Origin of the sequence: Nostoc sp. ChiQUE01b (genome assembly GCF_034531255.1) — a bacterium.
Taxonomy (GTDB): domain Bacteria; phylum Cyanobacteriota; class Cyanobacteriia; order Cyanobacteriales; family Nostocaceae; genus Nostoc.
Genome location: NZ_JAVRBM010000017.1, coordinates 118,397 through 135,371, shown reverse-complemented (window position 1 = coordinate 135,371; position 16,975 = coordinate 118,397). Strand labels below are relative to the sequence as shown.

The following is a 16,975-nucleotide window of genomic DNA, read 5'->3' as shown; positions in this document are numbered from 1 at the left end:
ACTCCTAACTCCTAACTCCTAACTCCTAACTCCTAACTCCTAACTCCTAACTTCTTTCAGCGCATAAATCACCTGATCTTGCTGCTGTTGTGTCAGTTCTGGGAACATAGGCAAGGATATAACCTCATGGCAAGCTTGCTCTGCTATTGGGAAGTCCCCAATTTCATAGCCCAGATTTTGATAAACTGGCTGTAAATGTAAAGGGTGGGGGTAGTAAATCATTGAACTCACGCCCTGTTGTTGCAGTTGACTACGCACCCAATCTCGATATTTAGCGCTAGAACCATTGCGCCCTTCGCCAGATATGCGAATAGTGTATTGATTCCAAACTCCGATACCCCCAGGTAATTCTTGAGGCGGGACAATCCCCGGAAGTTGACTAAGGAACTGGTAGTAATAATTGGCGATATCTCGGCGGCGATCGTTCCAAATGTCTAAATAACGTAGCTTAATCTGCAAAATAGCTGCTTGGAGAGCATCCAAACGGCTATTTACACCGATTTCTTCGTGTAAATATCGAATCTTACTACCATGATCTCGTAGGATTCGCAGTTTAGTGGCGATCGCTGGGTCATTAGTCGTTATTGCTCCACCATCGCCGCAACCACCAAGATTTTTGGTAGGGTAGAAACTAAAGCAACCAATATGTCCAATACTTCCTACTTTTTCATCAGCCCAAATTGCCCCTGTAGACTGAGCGCAATCTTCAATTATTGACAAATTGTGAGACTGAGCGATCGCCATTAATGATGTCATATCCACAGGTTGTCCAAAGAGGTGAACCGGGATAATCACTTTAGTTTTAGGTGTAATCGCCGCTGCGACTTGCTCCACATCCAAATTAAACGTAGTAGCGTCAATATCGACGAAAACAGGCTTTGCACCCACGGCGCTAATTACTTCAGATGTCGCAATAAAGGTAAAAGGCGTTGTAATCACTTCATCGCCTGCACCAATGTCCAAGGCTCGTAATGCTAAGTAGAGCGCATCAGTACCAGAATTACAAGCCACACATTCAGTAACAGTATTATAAGCGGCAAACTGTTGTTCAAAGCCTTCGACTAAGGGGCCGCCGATATAGCGACCAGAAGCCAAAACCTCTAAGACGGCTGCACTTACTTCTGCTTCGATGGTGGTGTATTGCTGCTTGATATCAAAGGCAGGGATGGGATTTACACTTTGGATCATGAGTTCTCATTTTATCGGGAGATACAAAGGATGCACTTCGACAGTCAATTTTTGCTGATTGAATTGTTAATCAAAGAGAAGCTACTAAAAGACTATCGCCTAAGATACGCATCTATTAGGGTTTTTACTTAAATTGTGGTGCAGTAAATTACCGCACATTTAATTTACAGATAGTAGGCATACTATTACCGCAAGGCGGAAGTTAAAAGGAGCCAGTGCGTTGGGCGGCTCTGCCGACTTGTTCGCGTAGCGTCTCCGACAGGAGAAGCAACTGGCGTTCAAAAGTCAAAAGTCAAAAGAATTGTATTCCAAGCTCTTGCGCCATTTGAAATGATATGTTTATTTCCGCGCCCGCCGTACTAAGTATTTGCCATGTTAAGGTTGTACCATTTTGGAATTTTGAATTGATGAAAGTGATATATATCAACCAAGATCCAACACATCTAGTCAAAGTTCCAGGTGTGTGTGCTGCTTTGAGAAGAAAATACCAGGAGATAGAGAACCCATGCAGGATCTGATCAAGCTGGATTTTGTGGATTTAACTATTGCTGTGGGATTGATGGCGATCGCCATTGGTTTATCTGCCTGGGAAAAATTAGGATTAGAGTTGAACCTAGCCCTTGCTACTGGGAGAACCATCTTACAACTTCTTGTATTGGGATACATTTTAGATTTCATCTTGGCTTTAGACAATGCTTGGGCAGTTTTGGCGCTATTAGCAATAATGCTGACAATTACGGCGATTGTCGCACGAAATCGCATCAGCCAAAAAATTCCTCATCTATTGCCTTTGGTGTGGGGTGCAATTTTAATTAGTACCGCCGTGACAGTGTTTTACATCAACTTCTTGATCGTTCAACCAGAGAGATGGTACGAACCACAGTATATAATTCCCCTAGCAGGGATAGTCTTAGGTAATGCTACCAATGCAGCTGCGATCGCAGGCGATCGCCTTGTCAGCACCATTAATTCCAGCCATCTCGAAATAGAAACCCATTTAAGCTTAGGTGCAACTCCAGAGCAAGCAGTTAGCCAGTATCGCAAAGACGCCATCAAAGCCGGATTGATTCCTACTCTCAATCAAATGATACTCATAGGTATGCTCGCAATACCAGGAATTACCACCGGACAGTTATTAGCTGGTGTCAAACCTCTAGATGCTGTCTCCTACGAAATTTTGATTATGTTTATGGTTGCTTTTGCTAACTTGTTGACAACAGTTTTAATCACCAAGGGGTTGTGTCGGCAATTTTTTAATTCTGCCGCGCAGTTGGTCAGGTGAAGAGTGCTGAGTGCTGAGTGCTGAGTGCTGAGTTGAAAGACAACCCACCTTTCTCTACGAGACGCTACGCGTAGCTTGCTTCTCCATTCACGCACTATACCGTAGGGAAGGAGTACGGCAGAGCTACGGACATCACAAGGGAGGCTAATACATAAGTACTGGATACTGAGTACTTCTTAATTTACTCAGAACTCAGCACGGGCTAAACCTTAGCTATCCGCTAACGGAACTCAGCACTAAGTAGCGTGAAAAGATTAATTTACTCCAAAATAAGTATTTCATTTCCTTGTAGGGGGGCATAGCCAGCTGTGCGCCCCTACGAAGTCTCTACACAATTGAAGTATGAAGATATTTTGGAAACGCATCTATCCTATGAGGTATTTTATGCAAAGCATAAATAAATATTTATATGGTTATTTAAAAATCATGTCATTTCACTATTCAAACCTGACGCTGTAAAGCTGAGAACTCAACGCATTGCTGTCTATTGGAGGTAACGAAACCAAAAGAGGAATGTCATCATTAGCAGATGTACCTTTGGGTAGGCATGTCAAGTAGGTGAAATATTTATTAATATTATTAATAGATAGTAAATCTAAATTCAGCCTCAGGAATCCGAAAAAATTCCTAATGGCAGGTATTTCACATCAATCATCAGATTCTTCACCAACCGAACAGAAGATTATGAAAGATCAAAAACGATCGGACTCTAAAGAATTCGTCGGAAATCTCAAGAATGGGATTTGGCTATTTGGCCTGTCATCCTGGGTATTTGGCATTACCGATCGCAGTATTGCTTCATTTGCAGATGGTTATCTCTCGGCTTTGGATTTGACGCAACTATTCACGGCGGCTACGTTCTTTGTGGCGTGGCTATTTTTAAAACCGACATCCAGAGTTTAAGATCGCCAACTGGTTGAATATCGAGTAAAGATTCGGAAAGCCTATCTAAAGGAGAACACTTTTGATCGCCATAAGAGGTGCTACATAGGATGCATGGATGCTTTTGCATTCAAAAAAATCAGGATCTCCGGCTTGTAAAGCGCAAACCCTTACTTAATCCAGCAGCAATTCCAAATTCAAAAATTTAGGATGAGTCAGTGACTATGGAGAGAACTGAGTCCTTGAGCATGAAGTCAACCAAATGTTGAACGCGAACAGCGTCTCGTAGATAGGGTGGGGAATAGGAGAAGAGCGAAGTCGTTAAATTGTAGATAGATTGTATGTTTTTCCTTTTGAAGTCAGAGTTCTAGCTTTTTTGATTTGAGTGTATCTAAAAAATTTTTCTAATTTTCCGGAATTGATTATGCTCATCTGGTAGTCTTTATCAGACAAGCGATTTATACCGAAACTCTATAACGAAACCTTCGGGGTATATAACCCCACAAAAAAGCCCAGTCTTCATGACCGGGCTTTTTTAACAATGAGGAGTTAGAAATTGTTCTTAACTCCTAATCTAATCATTAAATTAGGCAAAGGCAGCAGTTGTTACATCGTTGTTGGAGAGAATTTCTTGCAACTCTTCAGCGTCTACTGTTTCTTTATCAACCAGCATTTGCGCTAGCTGATCTAGAATGTGGCGGTTGCCCACTAACACTTCTTTAGCGCGTGTATAGGCTACATCTACAAGTTTGCGGACTTCTTCATCAATGGCAGCGGCGGTTTCTTCAGAAAAATCACGCTCTGACATGATATCGCGTCCGAGGAACATGTTACCTTGTTGACGACCAAGGGCAACAGGGCCTAAGCGATCGCTCATCCCAAATCGGGTAATCATTTGACGAGCAACCCGGGCTACTTGTTGTAAATCATTAGAAGCACCAGTGGTAACTTCTTCTTCACCAAAGATTAATTCTTCAGCGATGCGTCCACCCAAAGCCACAGCCATCTGATTTTCTAGATAAGCGCGGCTGTATAAACCAGTGTCCATCCGGTCTTCGCTGGGGGTAAACCAAGTTAAACCGCCTGCACGACCGCGAGGGATGATGCTAATTTTCTGCACAGGATCGTAGTCTGGCATTAAAGCACCAACTAAGGCGTGACCAGCTTCGTGATATGCTACCAAGGTTTTGCGCTTTTCGCTCATTACCCGGTCTTTCTTCTCTGGGCCAGCTAATACACGGTCGATCGCGTCGTTGATTTCATCCATCGAAATTTCAGTCAAATTCCGGCGGGCTGCCAGAATTGCAGCTTCATTGAGCAGGTTGGATAAATCTGCGCCAGTAAATCCAGGGGTACGACGGGCGATTTTATCCAAGTCCACATCTTTCGCCAAGGTCTTGCCACGGGCGTGAACCTTGAGAATTTCGCTGCGTCCGGCATAGTCGGGACGGTCTACCACAACTTGACGGTCAAAGCGACCAGGACGCAATAAGGCTGCATCTAGAACATCAGGACGGTTGGTAGCGGCAATAATGATGATGCCAGTATTACCTTCAAAACCATCCATTTCTGTGAGCAACTGGTTGAGGGTTTGTTCCCGCTCATCGTTACCACCACCTAAGCCTGCACCCCGTTGACGACCTACGGCGTCAATTTCATCGATGAAGACGATACAAGGAGCATTGGTCTTGGCTTGTTCAAATAAATCGCGGACGCGGGATGCACCCACACCGACGAACATTTCCACAAATTCTGAACCGGAGATTGAGAAGAAGGGTACACCTGCTTCACCAGCTACGGCACGAGCTAGGAGGGTTTTACCTGTACCAGGAGGGCCAACTAACAGTACACCTTTAGGAATTTTCGCACCAACGGCGGTAAAGCGATCGGCGTTTTTCAAAAAGTCTACAACTTCGTTTAATTCCAACTTGGCTTGGTCAATACCAGCTACATCGCCAAATGTTACCTGAGTTTGTGGTTCCATTTGCACTCTGGCTTTGGATTTGCCAAAGTTCATCGCTTGGCTGCCTGGGCCACTTTGAGCGCGACGTAGCAAGAAGAATAAGCCAACCAAAAGCAATACAGGGAAAAATAAGCTGCTCAGTGCCTTAAACCAAAATCCTTCGTCGGTTTGGGGCAAAACAGAAATATCAACGCCTTTAGAAGTCAGAGTATTGATTAGGTCTGGATCGTTGACTAAGGTAACAATCCGTTTAGCTGGGTCATATTTGGGTGTAACCAGTGCTGTAGAGCGGTCTGCACTCAAACTGACTTTTTCCACTCTGCCTTGCTGAACTTCTTGAATAAAGCGACTATATCGCCATGTTTCTCTGCTTTGAGGTTGTTTGTCAAAAAATGCTGTTCCCAGCGCAATGACGACAATAAAGAGCAGCGCGTACAGCCCTGCATTTCTCCATCTTTTATTCACTAAGGTTTATCCTCCGGTATTTTTTGCGCCATCACCTAGCATCTCTGTTCAAAGAGGTGATTATTAAGAATTATGTTAACTTATCTTAAGATATAACAAATTTGGCGTGGCTGTCATGCTAAAAAAAGCTCCCTCATTAGCTGAAAACTTTGATGGTAGGGATTATATTGTAGCGACCCTGAAGGCTGATGAACGGTATGAATGGGAATAATTTCTACCACACTATTAGTGTAGGCGATCGCTTCAAATCTCTGGACTAGCTCGACGCTCCAAGGTTCTTCCTGCACTGGCATCTGATGATTTTTCAACCAGTTTACAAGTTGCGATCGCAAAATTCCCGGTAAAATTCCTGCCTTTATTGGTGGGGTGTACCAATTGCGATCGTACCATCCCCAAAGGTTGCCTGTACTGGTTTCTAGCCAATTTCCTTGAGTATCGACTAATATTGCTTCTTGAGCATCTGAGCTAGTTTTTGCCAACCAAGCACTCAAATAGTTTCCAGTTTTATGAGAGGGGAGAGAGCGAGAAAATTCAGGACTTGCAACTGCACACACAACACCAGTATTTTGTTTTTCTGGCAAATCTTGCGGTAAGAATCTGCCAGTTATCCATTCCCGTCCATCGGGAAAGAGGGTAATTCTGAGAACAGGGAAATGTGGGAGAAGAATTTGAGCGCCTTGACGCAGACGGTTCCAATCGGGTTGCTGCCAGCCAAAAGTTTGTAGTGAGGAAAGTAGGCGATCGCAATGTGCTTGCCAATTAGTTAAACTACTATCTAGGGAGTTCTCATAAACCCGCAATGTTGTAAAAATAGTTGCCCCATAAATTAAACCCGGATCGTTAATGTTTAATTCTAGGGTTTGAGAGTGAATTAGTTTGCCGTCATACCAAAAAATATTATTTGTCACGACCAAATTGCTTGTTGCTACAACTCCATTGAAAAATGATGACTTGTAATGCTCATACGCTGCATGAGATAAAACCTGTGGGCTGCAAATCGCTGAACACCAGAATCCAGACTCAGGTGTTTACAGTCATGATTTCTGGCATATTCAATTAGCCACTGAAATAACTGTTTACCATAGCTATGCGATCGTTTGAACTCATCAACAACTAAATCATCAATGTATAAAAACTTTCCCGATGCTAAACAATTAGAAATGCGAAATCCAGCCACTGCTACAGCTTGCTTTTCTACTTCCAAGAATACAAGTTGATATCCTTCTTTCATTTGATATCGAACTTGTTCTACAAACTTAGTCTGCTCAAGGTGAGGGCGCAACTGAGAGATAACAGGAAAACACCCTAATATTTGAAAGTCCGATTCTGCCAATTTTATTAACATCAGTATTACCTTACTCAATCATGTATGAGAAATTTGAAACTAATTGGCCGAATATAATTCTCTACTACACTTGTAGTAACTCGTGATCAATAGACTTCTTGCATAAATCAAAAAAAGAACCCCACCCCGCCTTTAACTTACGTCAAAGTCTCCCTGCCCCTAATCCCCAGAGGGGGCCCCTCCCCGCCCGCGGGGAGGGGCTGGGGGTGGGGTGTAAGGGGACTTTTGCAAGAGGTCTAATAATAATTTAATCTTTAGGAGGAAATATAATTTTATGAGTACCTTCAGGAGTTGTAACTATTTTTCCTCCCAAGGCTTCGATTTCCTTAATTGCGCGTTTCTGAGTTCTTTCATCAGCATGATTATTTAAAACCATTGACCATGTAGAAATTTGAGCATATTTACTGTTAGGATTTCTACTCAGAAATTCAGCAGTTCTTTGGGAAGTATTAGCTATAAGCTGACTCTCTGGATCTGAAAATTTACTTGCCCAGTTTGCCGCCGTTGCAAAAGACTGTTGGGCAGCTTGAGCATTGCCTAAAAATAATAACTCATCAACTCCTTTAAAACGCCATATATAATAAGACTTTTCAGGAACTGACGGAGATATTGATTTTAAGCCTTTCTCTGATAGTGCGATCGCACGTTCTGGCATACCAGCATACAATGAAGTACTGATCGAAAGACTGCGATACGCTGCTAAAAATCGCGGATCGCGTTCTAGAATAACTTCAAAATATTCTGGACTTAAACCGTAACCTGTTTTATCTCGAACTTCATCATCTCCAAAATATTGGAGAAAATTGAGATATACCAAATCTGCGATGAAGTTATCATAACCAAAACTAGGCATTTTTTTGAGAAAATTCAGACGGATATTTTCAGATTTTATTTCTTTTTTTAGAGTTTCTAAAGAGGCAGATTGTTTTCTATTTATTAGTTTTTGCAATTGAGGGAATTGAATCAAGCCAACTCCTAAAATACACATACAAATTACAACAGTTGTAGCAAAAGCCTGACGAGATAACAACATATTTTCCTTGTCTTTATCATCATAGTAATATTATTCTATACATACATAGTGGTATAAGAAAAGTCAGCCCCATTTGCTTGTCTGTGCTTTGCTAGACCAAATAAAAACAGGCTAACTAAAATAAATTACTTTAATTACTAGTACTAATTTATACTTTTTCTTGACTTTTTTTGAGATATAGTTTATGTTTCTTTGTTTATAAGTAATATCTAATTTCTACAGATTGGAACGAAACGTCCAAAAGCTAATTCATTAAATAAATCTTTTAGAATCAAAGCCACTTAAAATAGCTGATAAACCTTACCGCATTGCTAGACTCATTGCAAACCGTGGCTCCAAAATCTAACATGGTATTATTCTTTTTAGAAGATAAATTTGACTTTAGGAAAGCCATAACTTTTTTGAGTAAAAATTTCTTAAATTATTAAGTTTTTTTGACTTTGGTTACTTTTTTTGAGTAAAAGCCTTAAAAAATTTTATCTAACCTAAAATTGTATCTTATTTACATTTAAATCTGTCCATAACCTCTAAAATGTCATGGTGAATAATACTCTTAACGAAAATACACAAATTAATGGTCAAGCCATAGAAAATGAGGAAACCAATAGTCAATTTAGCAAACCAAGTAGTGAATTTAAAAGAAAAGTTAAAAAGCTAAATACTAAAGGAGAAGGATTCAATATTGATGAAGTTATTGATGCTATTCAAACAGCAATAGTTGAAGTTGTCGAGCTAGAAATTACCACTTGGGTTCCAGAATCATCTACTCAGTTAGAACAACTACAAGGACAGCAAATTGCTCAAACAGGTAATCGAATGCACACTATAATTAATCTAATTGATGGTGATATAACGAATGAAGTTGGTAGTCAATTCATTGGTAGTGGCCCATATACAGAACTTCGCGAATTTCATCTAACTCAAATCAAAGAAAGTCGGGAAATTATGCAAAAAAATATTGAAAGTTTGCAAAAGTTGTATGAATTTTTTCTAGAAATTATGAAATCTCGTAAAACTTCACAACAATCGTTATCCCGTCCCAATATTTAATATTTATTAATTAATAGTAACCCTCAAATATCTACAGGATATGAACTTGTCCAAAGCTGTAGGTTAATTTGCTTTAGAGAAATCAAGGAAATTATGACTATGCCTAACAAAATTCAAGAACAAGCCAAAGATTTGCTAGAGAAAGTAGTCTCATCTGTACATGAATTAGTTGATGATATTACAGCTTTAGAAATAAATACGATGGTTGTGGAGCAAATTACTGGCGCAAAGTTTAATGCTTGGCAAGCCTATGAAGAGATTTATTCAATAAATGATAAAGACTATTTTGATAGCAAAGGAATTCCAAATCCAGACGATTTAATAGAGCCAAAAAAAACTCAAGCTCAAGAGCTACGCAAGCGTTATACAAGTCTATTTGCACAACTTGAAAGAGAATATTTTTACATTCTCCTTGAACAAAGTACTGAGACTAGTGAGCCAGACTCCAGAATAATCCAATATCAGGAGCGTCTTAAATATCAGGTAGAACATAAAGCAAATATTGTTCCAACTGATGAGGTATACATAAAGTTAGCTCGACCAATATTGCCTGCTCCAACTCCTGTTGCAGATCGAGAAGAAAATAATCTAAAAAGTTTACAGCAAAGGTGGCAAGAAATTGAAAAACTTTTGAATAATGATAAATTTATTCGGACACTGCGGAAAATGTCTGAGCTTAAAGCTGCACTTAATGGTGGTGATATTAATAGCGTAGATATTGATATTATTTATGCTCAAACAGTTATGCAGTTAGATGGAGATATTATCAGTCGCTATAATAAAAAGCTATTTAAATTACCTGAAGGTGATAGAGATTTAATCCTAAAAATACATAATGAAGGGGTAGTTGCTGGAGAAAAACAGTGGCGTGGCACACTAGATTTTCTGATTGGTATTGTACAAAATATCGCAAAATTATCCCGACAATGAACGCTAATCAAATACACACAGATCGTGAAGCTGATGTTCAACTCTCTTTCTTTGTGCAAATACCTCAAGGCACTCCTATTGAACTTGAAATTAAGGTTGAGCCAGGACAATATACTTTTTATCTAAATAAGACTGTTTTAAAACAAATTGAGCAAGCGCGACAAATAGGCTGCTCTTTGTACATTCCGCCAAAATTACTAGCTTATCTTTGGTACTACAACTGCTTTAGCGATAAGATTTGCTTTAATAATAACGCTACGCCATACAATAAATTAGTAATTACTAAAAAAAAATTTCAAATATTTGACGACACTTTTATAGTAAGTTTTATCAAATTATTCTGGAGTAAATCATTACAAAACAAACCAACGTTACAGTATGGAGTTACTTTTAATTGTTATTATAGAGAAGATATATCAAATTTATATTTGTGGAAAGAACAAGATATTGTTTTACAAAGTAGTGTTTTATTTTATGGTGACATAATTCACAAGATTAGGAGTGATTTTATCCAAAATACTGAGTGTTTAAATATTATTTATGTGCATTATTGGCTTATTGAACAAATACTAAGCTGTCTTCGGACTAAATTAAATTTATTGACTTGGGAGCTAGCTTCGTTATTCCCTGCTGCTTTTTTTGTATGGAGATTAAATTTAGCATTTTCATTATCAATACTTGCGGGGTTAGTAACATCTTTTGTATTTGCTACTATTCGCTACTGGCTTGTTAATCAACTCCCCAGATGGACTTTTATTAGTTCACAATATCGGAATTGGCTGGCGTGGGGACTAACTTGTGTCACTTCTAGTATTTTTATTTTTACTCCCACTGATTTCTTATTTTTGCTGTTTTTGTCACTAATTGGGCCGCTATTACAATGGATTTTTAGTTTTGTAGTGGGACAAATTGGTAAAAGTTTTATGCGTTGGTTACTAGCTTGAAAATCGGGTATGATGCATTGAAAAAGATGAAGGTAGTTAAGATATTCAAACAATGTTATTCAGATTAAATCATACTTTCTAAGTATGTTTCAATATCTGCCAACACTGCCCGGCGATCGCCCAATCTTCTTGAGTATGAATAACTAATATCCGTACTGCTGAATCAGGTGTACCAATATCCTCATCCACAGGCTGCTGTTGATTTTTCTCAAGGTCTATTTTCAGTCCAATAAATCCAAAAGCTTCACAGACGGCTTGGCGAATTTCCGCAGAGTGTTCACCCACACCTGCTGTAAATACTAAAGCATCTAATCCCCCCAAACTAGTAAGCATTGCGCCAATACCAGAACGCAAGCGATGCACGTAGATATCCCACGCCAGTTGAGCGCGGGAATTACCTTGAATAATCGCTTCTCTGACTTCACGCATATCGCTAGATACACCCGAAATTCCCTTTAAACCAGAAGCTTTATTTAATAACTCATCCAACTTTTCGATAGAGTAATTGCAGTGCCGCAACAAATAAATCAAAATCCCCGGATCGACTGAACCACAACGACTACCCATCATCAATCCTTCTACGGGCGTGAATCCCATAGTGGTATCAATACTGCGACCGTTTTTAATCGCCGCTAAAGAGCATCCATTGCCCAAATGGCAGATAATTAACCGCTCAGATGCAACATCTCGACCGAGAATTTGGGTAGCACGTTGAGAACAATATTGATGACTGATACCATGAAACCCGTAGCGACGAATACCTTGCTCTACCCACTGATATGGGCCGGGATAGATTGCTGCTGCATCGGGTAAAGTGGCATGAAATCCGGTATCAAAGACTGCTATTTGAATGACATCTTTTAAGATGTTTTCAATTGCTTCTATGCCTTCCACAGCGGCTGGATTATGTTCTGGAGCAAGGTTAGACAGACCAGCGATCGCCTTTTTAACATCCTCCGTAATAACCACGCTATCTCGATAGTCTTCTCCACCATGTACTATCCGATGCCCCACCACATCGATTTCTGACAAGCGATCGATTACCTTAGTCGCACCATGACTAAGTGTATTGAGTATATAGGTGAGGTGCGCCTGTCGGGAATCACCAGAGATTGATTCTTGCAGCGTTCCACCCGTAGCAGTTTTCACCTCTATTTCTGCCACACCCCGATCTTGAGTCCAGTTGATTTTACCCTCCCAAAGGGGTTGGGGTGCTTGGGTGGGGAAAGCTGCATCTGTAATTTCATACAGACAACTCTTTTGGCTGCTCGATCCAGCATTCAGTACCAATATCTTCATAAAAAAATCCCCGATACGGCTGGAAACTACTTGGCTTGATTGCTGTGGAGGAAAGCCGAACGGCAGTTTTAACTGCTGTGGCTATCCACGAAGAATATGCTTTGAATTTACACTTCATAGGTAATGCATTCTGTGTTAATCGTTTACCAGTATTTAGGCAATGCAAACTAATTGTTTTTCTGCTTGGATCTTTTTTAGTTGGAGATAATGTCCAACCACCGACATAACAAAATCCAAATTTTGGATGTTTGATTACTGAACCACGTTTAAATCCGGCACTAATTGTTCCACCATATCTAGAGCGGATATGTCCAGTAGAGTGTTGCAATCGGTGAAGTTGACGGCGATGAAATTCCAAAGGAATAACTTCAATTAGTTGAGTGTTTTCAGGCTTGATATGTCCACCAACAAACCAGTTAGCTAGCACCCATGAATCAACACAGTGGGCAGAAAAGTTATTCGACAATTTATTTCTAGACTTTTTCAAACCTAAACTTTCCCGCATCTGGTAAGTATCGTTCCCCGTGCGAGTTTCCAGGTTGGCAAGCCTTTTGATTTCTGAGTAGAACCACTTTTTACCAACTTCTAAAGGGCTAAACATCAGGTTCCACTTACGTCCATTTTTCCAGGCTTTAGCCTTGATATCCTCAACCACAAAAGTTGAGATAGGAAATATTAACGTCAACCATTTGCAAATGCGTAACTTCCATTGCCACCTCGCCTTAGTAGATGGGGGTATTTTTTGTTTGTTTACAAGTCGGTTCTTGCGATTTTGTCGGCAAGGGGTATTACGAAATCGCCTAGCACGTCGCATATTACGGCAAACTTCTACATGGTCTTTTACCCAATCAACGGCATGAGTTTGGATATTTAGATATGTATGCATCTTCGACTTAACAGTGAATCCCTCACGCTTGCTACCTGGATCAACACCTACTGCTATTGGCTGAGTGTTTCTATTACTTGGTTCTTTATTTAATTGAACACAAAACACTCCTTTTTTAAAAAATGGTGTGGCTTTGCCTGATTTAATCCAACGCTTTGCTCTACCAGGTGTCGTTGGCATCAGAGGATGGTTATTTTTGTCAACTACTGGTACAAACATTTATGATAAATCCTATCGCTAGGTGTATATATCCCATCGCTACTGATTGTCTAAGAGGTTAAAAACTTGGGAAGCATTCTTAACGTTTTGTAGGCTACCACGCCCAGACAATTCAGTTTAGGCTTTAAGCCTGTAAGCTAGACACTTTTTTAGTCTTGCGTGAAAAAGGTGGTTAGTCTTTGTCTTGCAAGCCCTGCCTCTTCAGAACAGGGTTTGTGACAGTGACAACAGAAAAACATGACCTCCTTTGATCGTGTCACTAAATCTCGCTTTATGCTTAGTACAGTTTTGCGTAAAAGCGTAGCGTTTTTAATGCAGGGGAACGCATTAACAATGCAAGCCAACGCACTAACAATGCAAACCAACGCATTAACAATGCAAGCCAACGTATTAACAATGCAAGCCAACGTATTAACAATACAAGCCAACGTATTAACAATACAAGCCAACGCATTGGCATTGCAGGGTATTGCTTTTCATTAATTCGCGATGAATTAATGAAATGCTGTACTTAGTTTTCTCAAAGACGGATAAGGGTTTTAAGAGTATGCAAGAAAAGAAACCCCCTACTGAAATCGTTATACTAACTGTGGGAAGCTGTTTATCTATTCATCCAGATTCCATAGTTCTGTTTTTTTATAGCTTGTTGCACTATGTCATTCTTCAAAACCCCGCTGATTGGTTTAAAAGCTGACTCATTTCGTCATCCATTAGACCTGGAAGCTACCAGAGCGCTCAAGCAGATACCAGGCATAGATATGTTGGTGCGAAATTGGCTTGGGCCAATGGCAGAGCAGGTTTTCTATGTGGAAAATATTGCCTCTAGCATTCTGGTAGGTGAAAAGCAACTGCCTGATTTATACAAGCTGTTGTTAGATGCCTGTAAAATCCTGGATATAGATCCTCCCCAGTTGTATGTCCGGCAACATCCGGCTCCCAACGCTTATACTTTTGCTGTGCGGGGTAAGCAGCCTTTTGTGGTGCTACACACTTCTCTGATTGATATTCTCACACCAGAGGAAATACAGGCAGTAATCGCCCATGAGTTGGGGCATCTCAAGTGTGACCATAGCGTTTACTTGACACCTGTAAATTTACTAATATTAGCTGCGGCAATTGTGCCCAATGTCGGCACCTTCGTTGCCCAAGCCATACAGGCGCAACTTTTGGAATGGGTACGTTGTGCTGAGTTTACCTGCGATCGCGCTGCATTACTAGCAACCCAAGACCCGAAAGTTGTCATGTCAGTGTTGATGAAGTTGGCTGGTGGTTCTCCCACCTTAGCGCCCCAACTGAATCTCGATGCCTTTGTTGCCCAAGCCCGCGCTTACGATGATATTAGCAAGACAGAACTGGGTGAAATGGTCAAAGCTGCCCGTACAGCCCAATTAACCCATCCAGTGCCAGTACTGCGGGCGCGAGAAATTGACCGTTGGGCAAGTAGCACAGAATATCAAACTCTGTTGCAAAGTCACGGACTGAAGTCTACTAATAATGAAGTTGCACCCAAAGGTGGATGGCGCAATTGGTAGAGCTTCTATTTATAGCAAAGTGCTGTTAGCGGTAGCGGGGCGTTTAGCCCGTGCTGAGTAGAAACTCAGTATTATCAAAGGTTTCAGCAACCAACATAGTCCTAACCTATGCTTCGACTGCTATACAACCGCTGTTTTGGCAAGAAGCGATCGCCAAAGTGCGATCGCTTCCCCTGCTCATCGAAAAACGCAAACTTTCCCCACACTCCATAATCCCTTTTGTCAACCAGAAGTTTTTAAAGCCGCTTCTGCTTGGGAATGTAACAACAAACCGTATTCCAAGCCCTCCACCACCGCTTGATAGGAAGCCGCTAAAATATTGGTGGAAACCCCTACTGTCGTCCAGCGTTGACGACCATTGCCTGATTCTACCAACACACGGGTTTTCGCCGCAGTGCCCGTATGTCCATTGAGAATCCGCACTTTGTAATCTGTCAAATCAAAGGTTGCAATTTGGGGATAAAAATTCACCAAAGCCTTGCGTAAAGCTGCATCCAAAGCTGCCACAGGCCCGTTACCTTCCGCCGCCTCCAAAATATTTTTCCCGTCAACAGCGACTTTGACTGTAGCTAAGGCATTGCTAGTTTCTTTCCCCTCAATCAAGTCGCAGTGGACTTGAAAACCTTTGACTTCAAAAAACTTCTGGCGACCTCCCAAAGCTTCGTGCATCAACAGCACAAAACTGGCCTCTGCGGCTTCAAATTGAAATCCTTCGCTCTCCAAATCTTTGAGGCGCTGGAGAATTTCTCTAGCCTCTGCCTTTTGTTGATCCAATTCAATACCAAAACTGCGGGCTTTAGCTAAAACATTGCTCAGTCCAGACTGTTCCGAAATCACAATGCGGCGACGATTCCCGACTTGTTCCGGCTGAATGTGTTCGTAAGTCAGAGGATTACGTTCCACTGCTGATACATGAATACCGCCCTTGTGGGCAAAAGCCGAACGTCCGATAAAGGGAGCGTGTTCATCTGGCGCGAGGTTGACTACCTCACTCACAAAACGACTAGCTTCTGTAAGTTGTGTAAGCTGGTCTTCTGTGATACAACTGTAACCCGCCTTCAGTTGTAAATTGGGAATTAACGAACAGAGGTTAGCATTACCACAACGTTCACCGTAACCATTAATTGTGCCCTGTACCATCTTTGCCCCTGCCATCACGGCGGCTATTGCGTTAGCAACCGCCATTTCCGAATCGTTATGAGTATGAATTCCAATTTGCGGAATTGTCCTTTGTCCATTGTCCTTCGTCATTGGTTCTTGACAAATGACTTCTTGACAAATGACTAATGACAAATGACTAATGACATCTTGAACAATTTCGCTAATTTCGTGGGGTAAAGTGCCACCATTGGTATCACAGAGAACTAGCCATTCCGCACCAGATGCGATCGCAGCCTCTAATGTCTGTAAAGCATAATCTCGATTGTGCTTATAGCCATCAAACCAATGTTCGGCATCGTAGATAATCCGGCGACTCTGAGAACGGAGGTACTCAATGGTGTCACGAATCATCGCCAAATTTTCTTCTAATGTCGTCTTGAGTCCTGTTGTCACATGTAAATCCCAAGACTTGCCAAAAATCGTTACCCAGCGAGTTCCCGCAGCCAAAATATCCTGTAACATCGGTTCGGTGGCGGCAGTGGAGTTAGGGCGGCGAGTCGAGCAAAAAGCAACAATTTCAGCCTGTTTAAGCGGATCTTCTTGGAGTTGCCAGAAAAATTGTACATCCTTGGGATTGGCACCGGGCCAACCACCTTCAATAAAGGGAATACCCAGTTGATCGAGTCTACGGGCAATGCGTAACTTATCTTCTATCGATACAGATAGCCCCTCGCGCTGAGTGCCATCCCGTAATGTAGTGTCATAGAGCCAAAGTTGAGGTGAAGAATTTGTGGTCATAAAACTGGGACCGACGAGACAACTTTCGAGGCAATGTGTCAATATACAACAAAAAGCC

At 41.2% G+C, this 16,975-nt stretch carries 15 protein-coding genes; 7 read left to right on the top strand and 8 right to left on the bottom strand.

Annotated features, from left to right (window positions below):
• Window positions 1–39: 39 nt before the first annotated feature.
• Window positions 40–1,188 carry a DegT/DnrJ/EryC1/StrS family aminotransferase gene (locus tag RMY63_RS14225; protein WP_322729322.1) on the bottom strand — a complete coding sequence of 383 codons (1,149 nt, stop codon included), beginning with the start codon at window positions 1,186–1,188 and terminating at the stop codon, window positions 40–42.
• Between the two features lie 505 nt (window positions 1,189–1,693).
• Between RMY63_RS14225 and RMY63_RS14220 the strand changes: the two genes are divergently transcribed.
• Complete coding sequence (locus RMY63_RS14220) at window positions 1,694–2,470, top strand: ABC transporter permease (RefSeq protein WP_322729321.1); 777 nt, start codon at window positions 1,694–1,696, stop codon at window positions 2,468–2,470.
• 684 nt (window positions 2,471–3,154) lie between these two features.
• A complete protein-coding gene (locus RMY63_RS14215; RefSeq protein WP_094350008.1) occupies window positions 3,155–3,373 on the top strand; it encodes a hypothetical protein in 219 nt (72 codons plus the stop codon).
• 565 nt (window positions 3,374–3,938) lie between these two features.
• Here RMY63_RS14215 and ftsH3 read toward each other — a convergent pair.
• From ftsH3 to RMY63_RS14195, 4 genes are all read right to left on the bottom strand, one after another.
• Window positions 3,939–5,780 carry an ATP-dependent zinc metalloprotease FtsH3 gene (gene ftsH3 / locus RMY63_RS14210; protein WP_322659564.1) on the bottom strand — a complete coding sequence of 614 codons (1,842 nt, stop codon included), beginning with the start codon at window positions 5,778–5,780 and terminating at the stop codon, window positions 3,939–3,941.
• A gap of 113 nt (window positions 5,781–5,893) precedes the next feature.
• Window positions 5,894–6,688 (bottom strand): aminotransferase class IV, encoded by a 795-nt coding sequence (locus RMY63_RS14205; protein WP_322729320.1) that lies wholly within the window; start codon window positions 6,686–6,688, stop codon window positions 5,894–5,896.
• A 17-nt stretch (window positions 6,689–6,705) separates the two neighbouring features.
• Window positions 6,706–7,125: a GNAT family N-acetyltransferase gene (locus tag RMY63_RS14200; protein ID WP_322729319.1), complete on the bottom strand. Its 420-nt coding sequence runs from the start codon at window positions 7,123–7,125 to the stop codon at window positions 6,706–6,708.
• 247 nt (window positions 7,126–7,372) lie between these two features.
• The gene (locus RMY63_RS14195) at window positions 7,373–8,158 is read right to left on the bottom strand and encodes a hypothetical protein (protein WP_322729318.1); all 786 of its coding nucleotides are present in this window, start codon (window positions 8,156–8,158) and stop codon (window positions 7,373–7,375) included.
• Window positions 8,159–8,695: 537 nt separating this feature from the next.
• On the opposite strand from RMY63_RS14195, the gene RMY63_RS14190 reads away from it, so the two are divergent.
• The 3 genes from RMY63_RS14190 (at window position 8,696) to RMY63_RS14180 (ending at window position 11,082) form a co-directional block, all read left to right on the top strand.
• Entirely contained in the window at window positions 8,696–9,208 is a 513-nt protein-coding gene (locus RMY63_RS14190) for a hypothetical protein (protein ID WP_322729317.1), read from the top strand.
• A gap of 99 nt (window positions 9,209–9,307) precedes the next feature.
• Window positions 9,308–10,138: a hypothetical protein gene (locus tag RMY63_RS14185; RefSeq protein WP_322729316.1), complete on the top strand. Its 831-nt coding sequence runs from the start codon at window positions 9,308–9,310 to the stop codon at window positions 10,136–10,138.
• Window positions 10,135–11,082, top strand: a complete 948-nt coding sequence (locus RMY63_RS14180) for a hypothetical protein (protein ID WP_322729315.1) — start codon at window positions 10,135–10,137, stop codon at window positions 11,080–11,082. The genes RMY63_RS14185 and RMY63_RS14180 overlap by 4 nt, the downstream gene beginning before the upstream one ends.
• A 78-nt stretch (window positions 11,083–11,160) precedes the next feature.
• Here the strand turns inward: RMY63_RS14180 and RMY63_RS14175 are convergent, their stop codons facing one another.
• Complete coding sequence (locus RMY63_RS14175; protein WP_322729314.1) at window positions 11,161–12,381, bottom strand: acetate kinase; 1,221 nt, start codon at window positions 12,379–12,381, stop codon at window positions 11,161–11,163.
• Complete coding sequence (locus RMY63_RS14170; protein ID WP_322729313.1) at window positions 12,326–13,486, bottom strand: RRXRR domain-containing protein; 1,161 nt, start codon at window positions 13,484–13,486, stop codon at window positions 12,326–12,328. The genes RMY63_RS14175 and RMY63_RS14170 overlap by 56 nt, the downstream gene beginning before the upstream one ends.
• A gap of 237 nt (window positions 13,487–13,723) precedes the next feature.
• On the opposite strand from RMY63_RS14170, the gene RMY63_RS14165 reads away from it, so the two are divergent.
• Window positions 13,724–13,969, top strand: coding sequence for a hypothetical protein (locus RMY63_RS14165; RefSeq protein WP_322729312.1), 246 nt, complete (start codon window positions 13,724–13,726; stop codon window positions 13,967–13,969).
• 170 nt (window positions 13,970–14,139) lie between these two features.
• A complete protein-coding gene (locus RMY63_RS14160) occupies window positions 14,140–15,018 on the top strand; it encodes a M48 family metallopeptidase (RefSeq protein ID WP_322729311.1) in 879 nt (292 codons plus the stop codon).
• 222 nt (window positions 15,019–15,240) lie between these two features.
• On the opposite strand, the gene cimA is transcribed toward RMY63_RS14160, so the two are convergent.
• Window positions 15,241–16,917, bottom strand: coding sequence for a citramalate synthase (gene cimA, locus RMY63_RS14155; RefSeq protein WP_322729310.1), 1,677 nt, complete (start codon window positions 16,915–16,917; stop codon window positions 15,241–15,243).
• Between the last annotated feature and the right edge of the window lie 58 nt (window positions 16,918–16,975).

Bases quoted from the DNA above. Each gene is read 5' to 3' on its own strand.
- RMY63_RS14225 (WP_322729322.1), bottom strand. From the start codon at position 1,188: ATGATCCAAAGTGTAAATCCCATCCCTGCCTTTGATATCAAGCAGCAA.
- RMY63_RS14220 (WP_322729321.1), top strand. From the start codon at position 1,694: ATGCAGGATCTGATCAAGCTGGATTTTGTGGATTTAACTATTGCTGTG.
- RMY63_RS14215 (WP_094350008.1), top strand. From the start codon at position 3,155: ATGAAAGATCAAAAACGATCGGACTCTAAAGAATTCGTCGGAAATCTC.
- RMY63_RS14200 (WP_322729319.1), bottom strand. From the start codon at position 7,125: ATGTTAATAAAATTGGCAGAATCGGACTTTCAAATATTAGGGTGTTTT.
- RMY63_RS14195 (WP_322729318.1), bottom strand. From the start codon at position 8,158: ATGTTGTTATCTCGTCAGGCTTTTGCTACAACTGTTGTAATTTGTATG.
- RMY63_RS14190 (WP_322729317.1), top strand. From the start codon at position 8,696: ATGGTGAATAATACTCTTAACGAAAATACACAAATTAATGGTCAAGCC.
- RMY63_RS14185 (WP_322729316.1), top strand. From the start codon at position 9,308: ATGCCTAACAAAATTCAAGAACAAGCCAAAGATTTGCTAGAGAAAGTA.
- RMY63_RS14180 (WP_322729315.1), top strand. From the start codon at position 10,135: ATGAACGCTAATCAAATACACACAGATCGTGAAGCTGATGTTCAACTC.
- RMY63_RS14175 (WP_322729314.1), bottom strand. From the start codon at position 12,381: ATGAAGATATTGGTACTGAATGCTGGATCGAGCAGCCAAAAGAGTTGT.
- RMY63_RS14170 (WP_322729313.1), bottom strand. From the start codon at position 13,486: ATGTTTGTACCAGTAGTTGACAAAAATAACCATCCTCTGATGCCAACG.
- RMY63_RS14165 (WP_322729312.1), top strand. From the start codon at position 13,724: ATGACCTCCTTTGATCGTGTCACTAAATCTCGCTTTATGCTTAGTACA.
- RMY63_RS14160 (WP_322729311.1), top strand. From the start codon at position 14,140: ATGTCATTCTTCAAAACCCCGCTGATTGGTTTAAAAGCTGACTCATTT.
- cimA (WP_322729310.1), bottom strand. From the start codon at position 16,917: ATGACCACAAATTCTTCACCTCAACTTTGGCTCTATGACACTACATTA.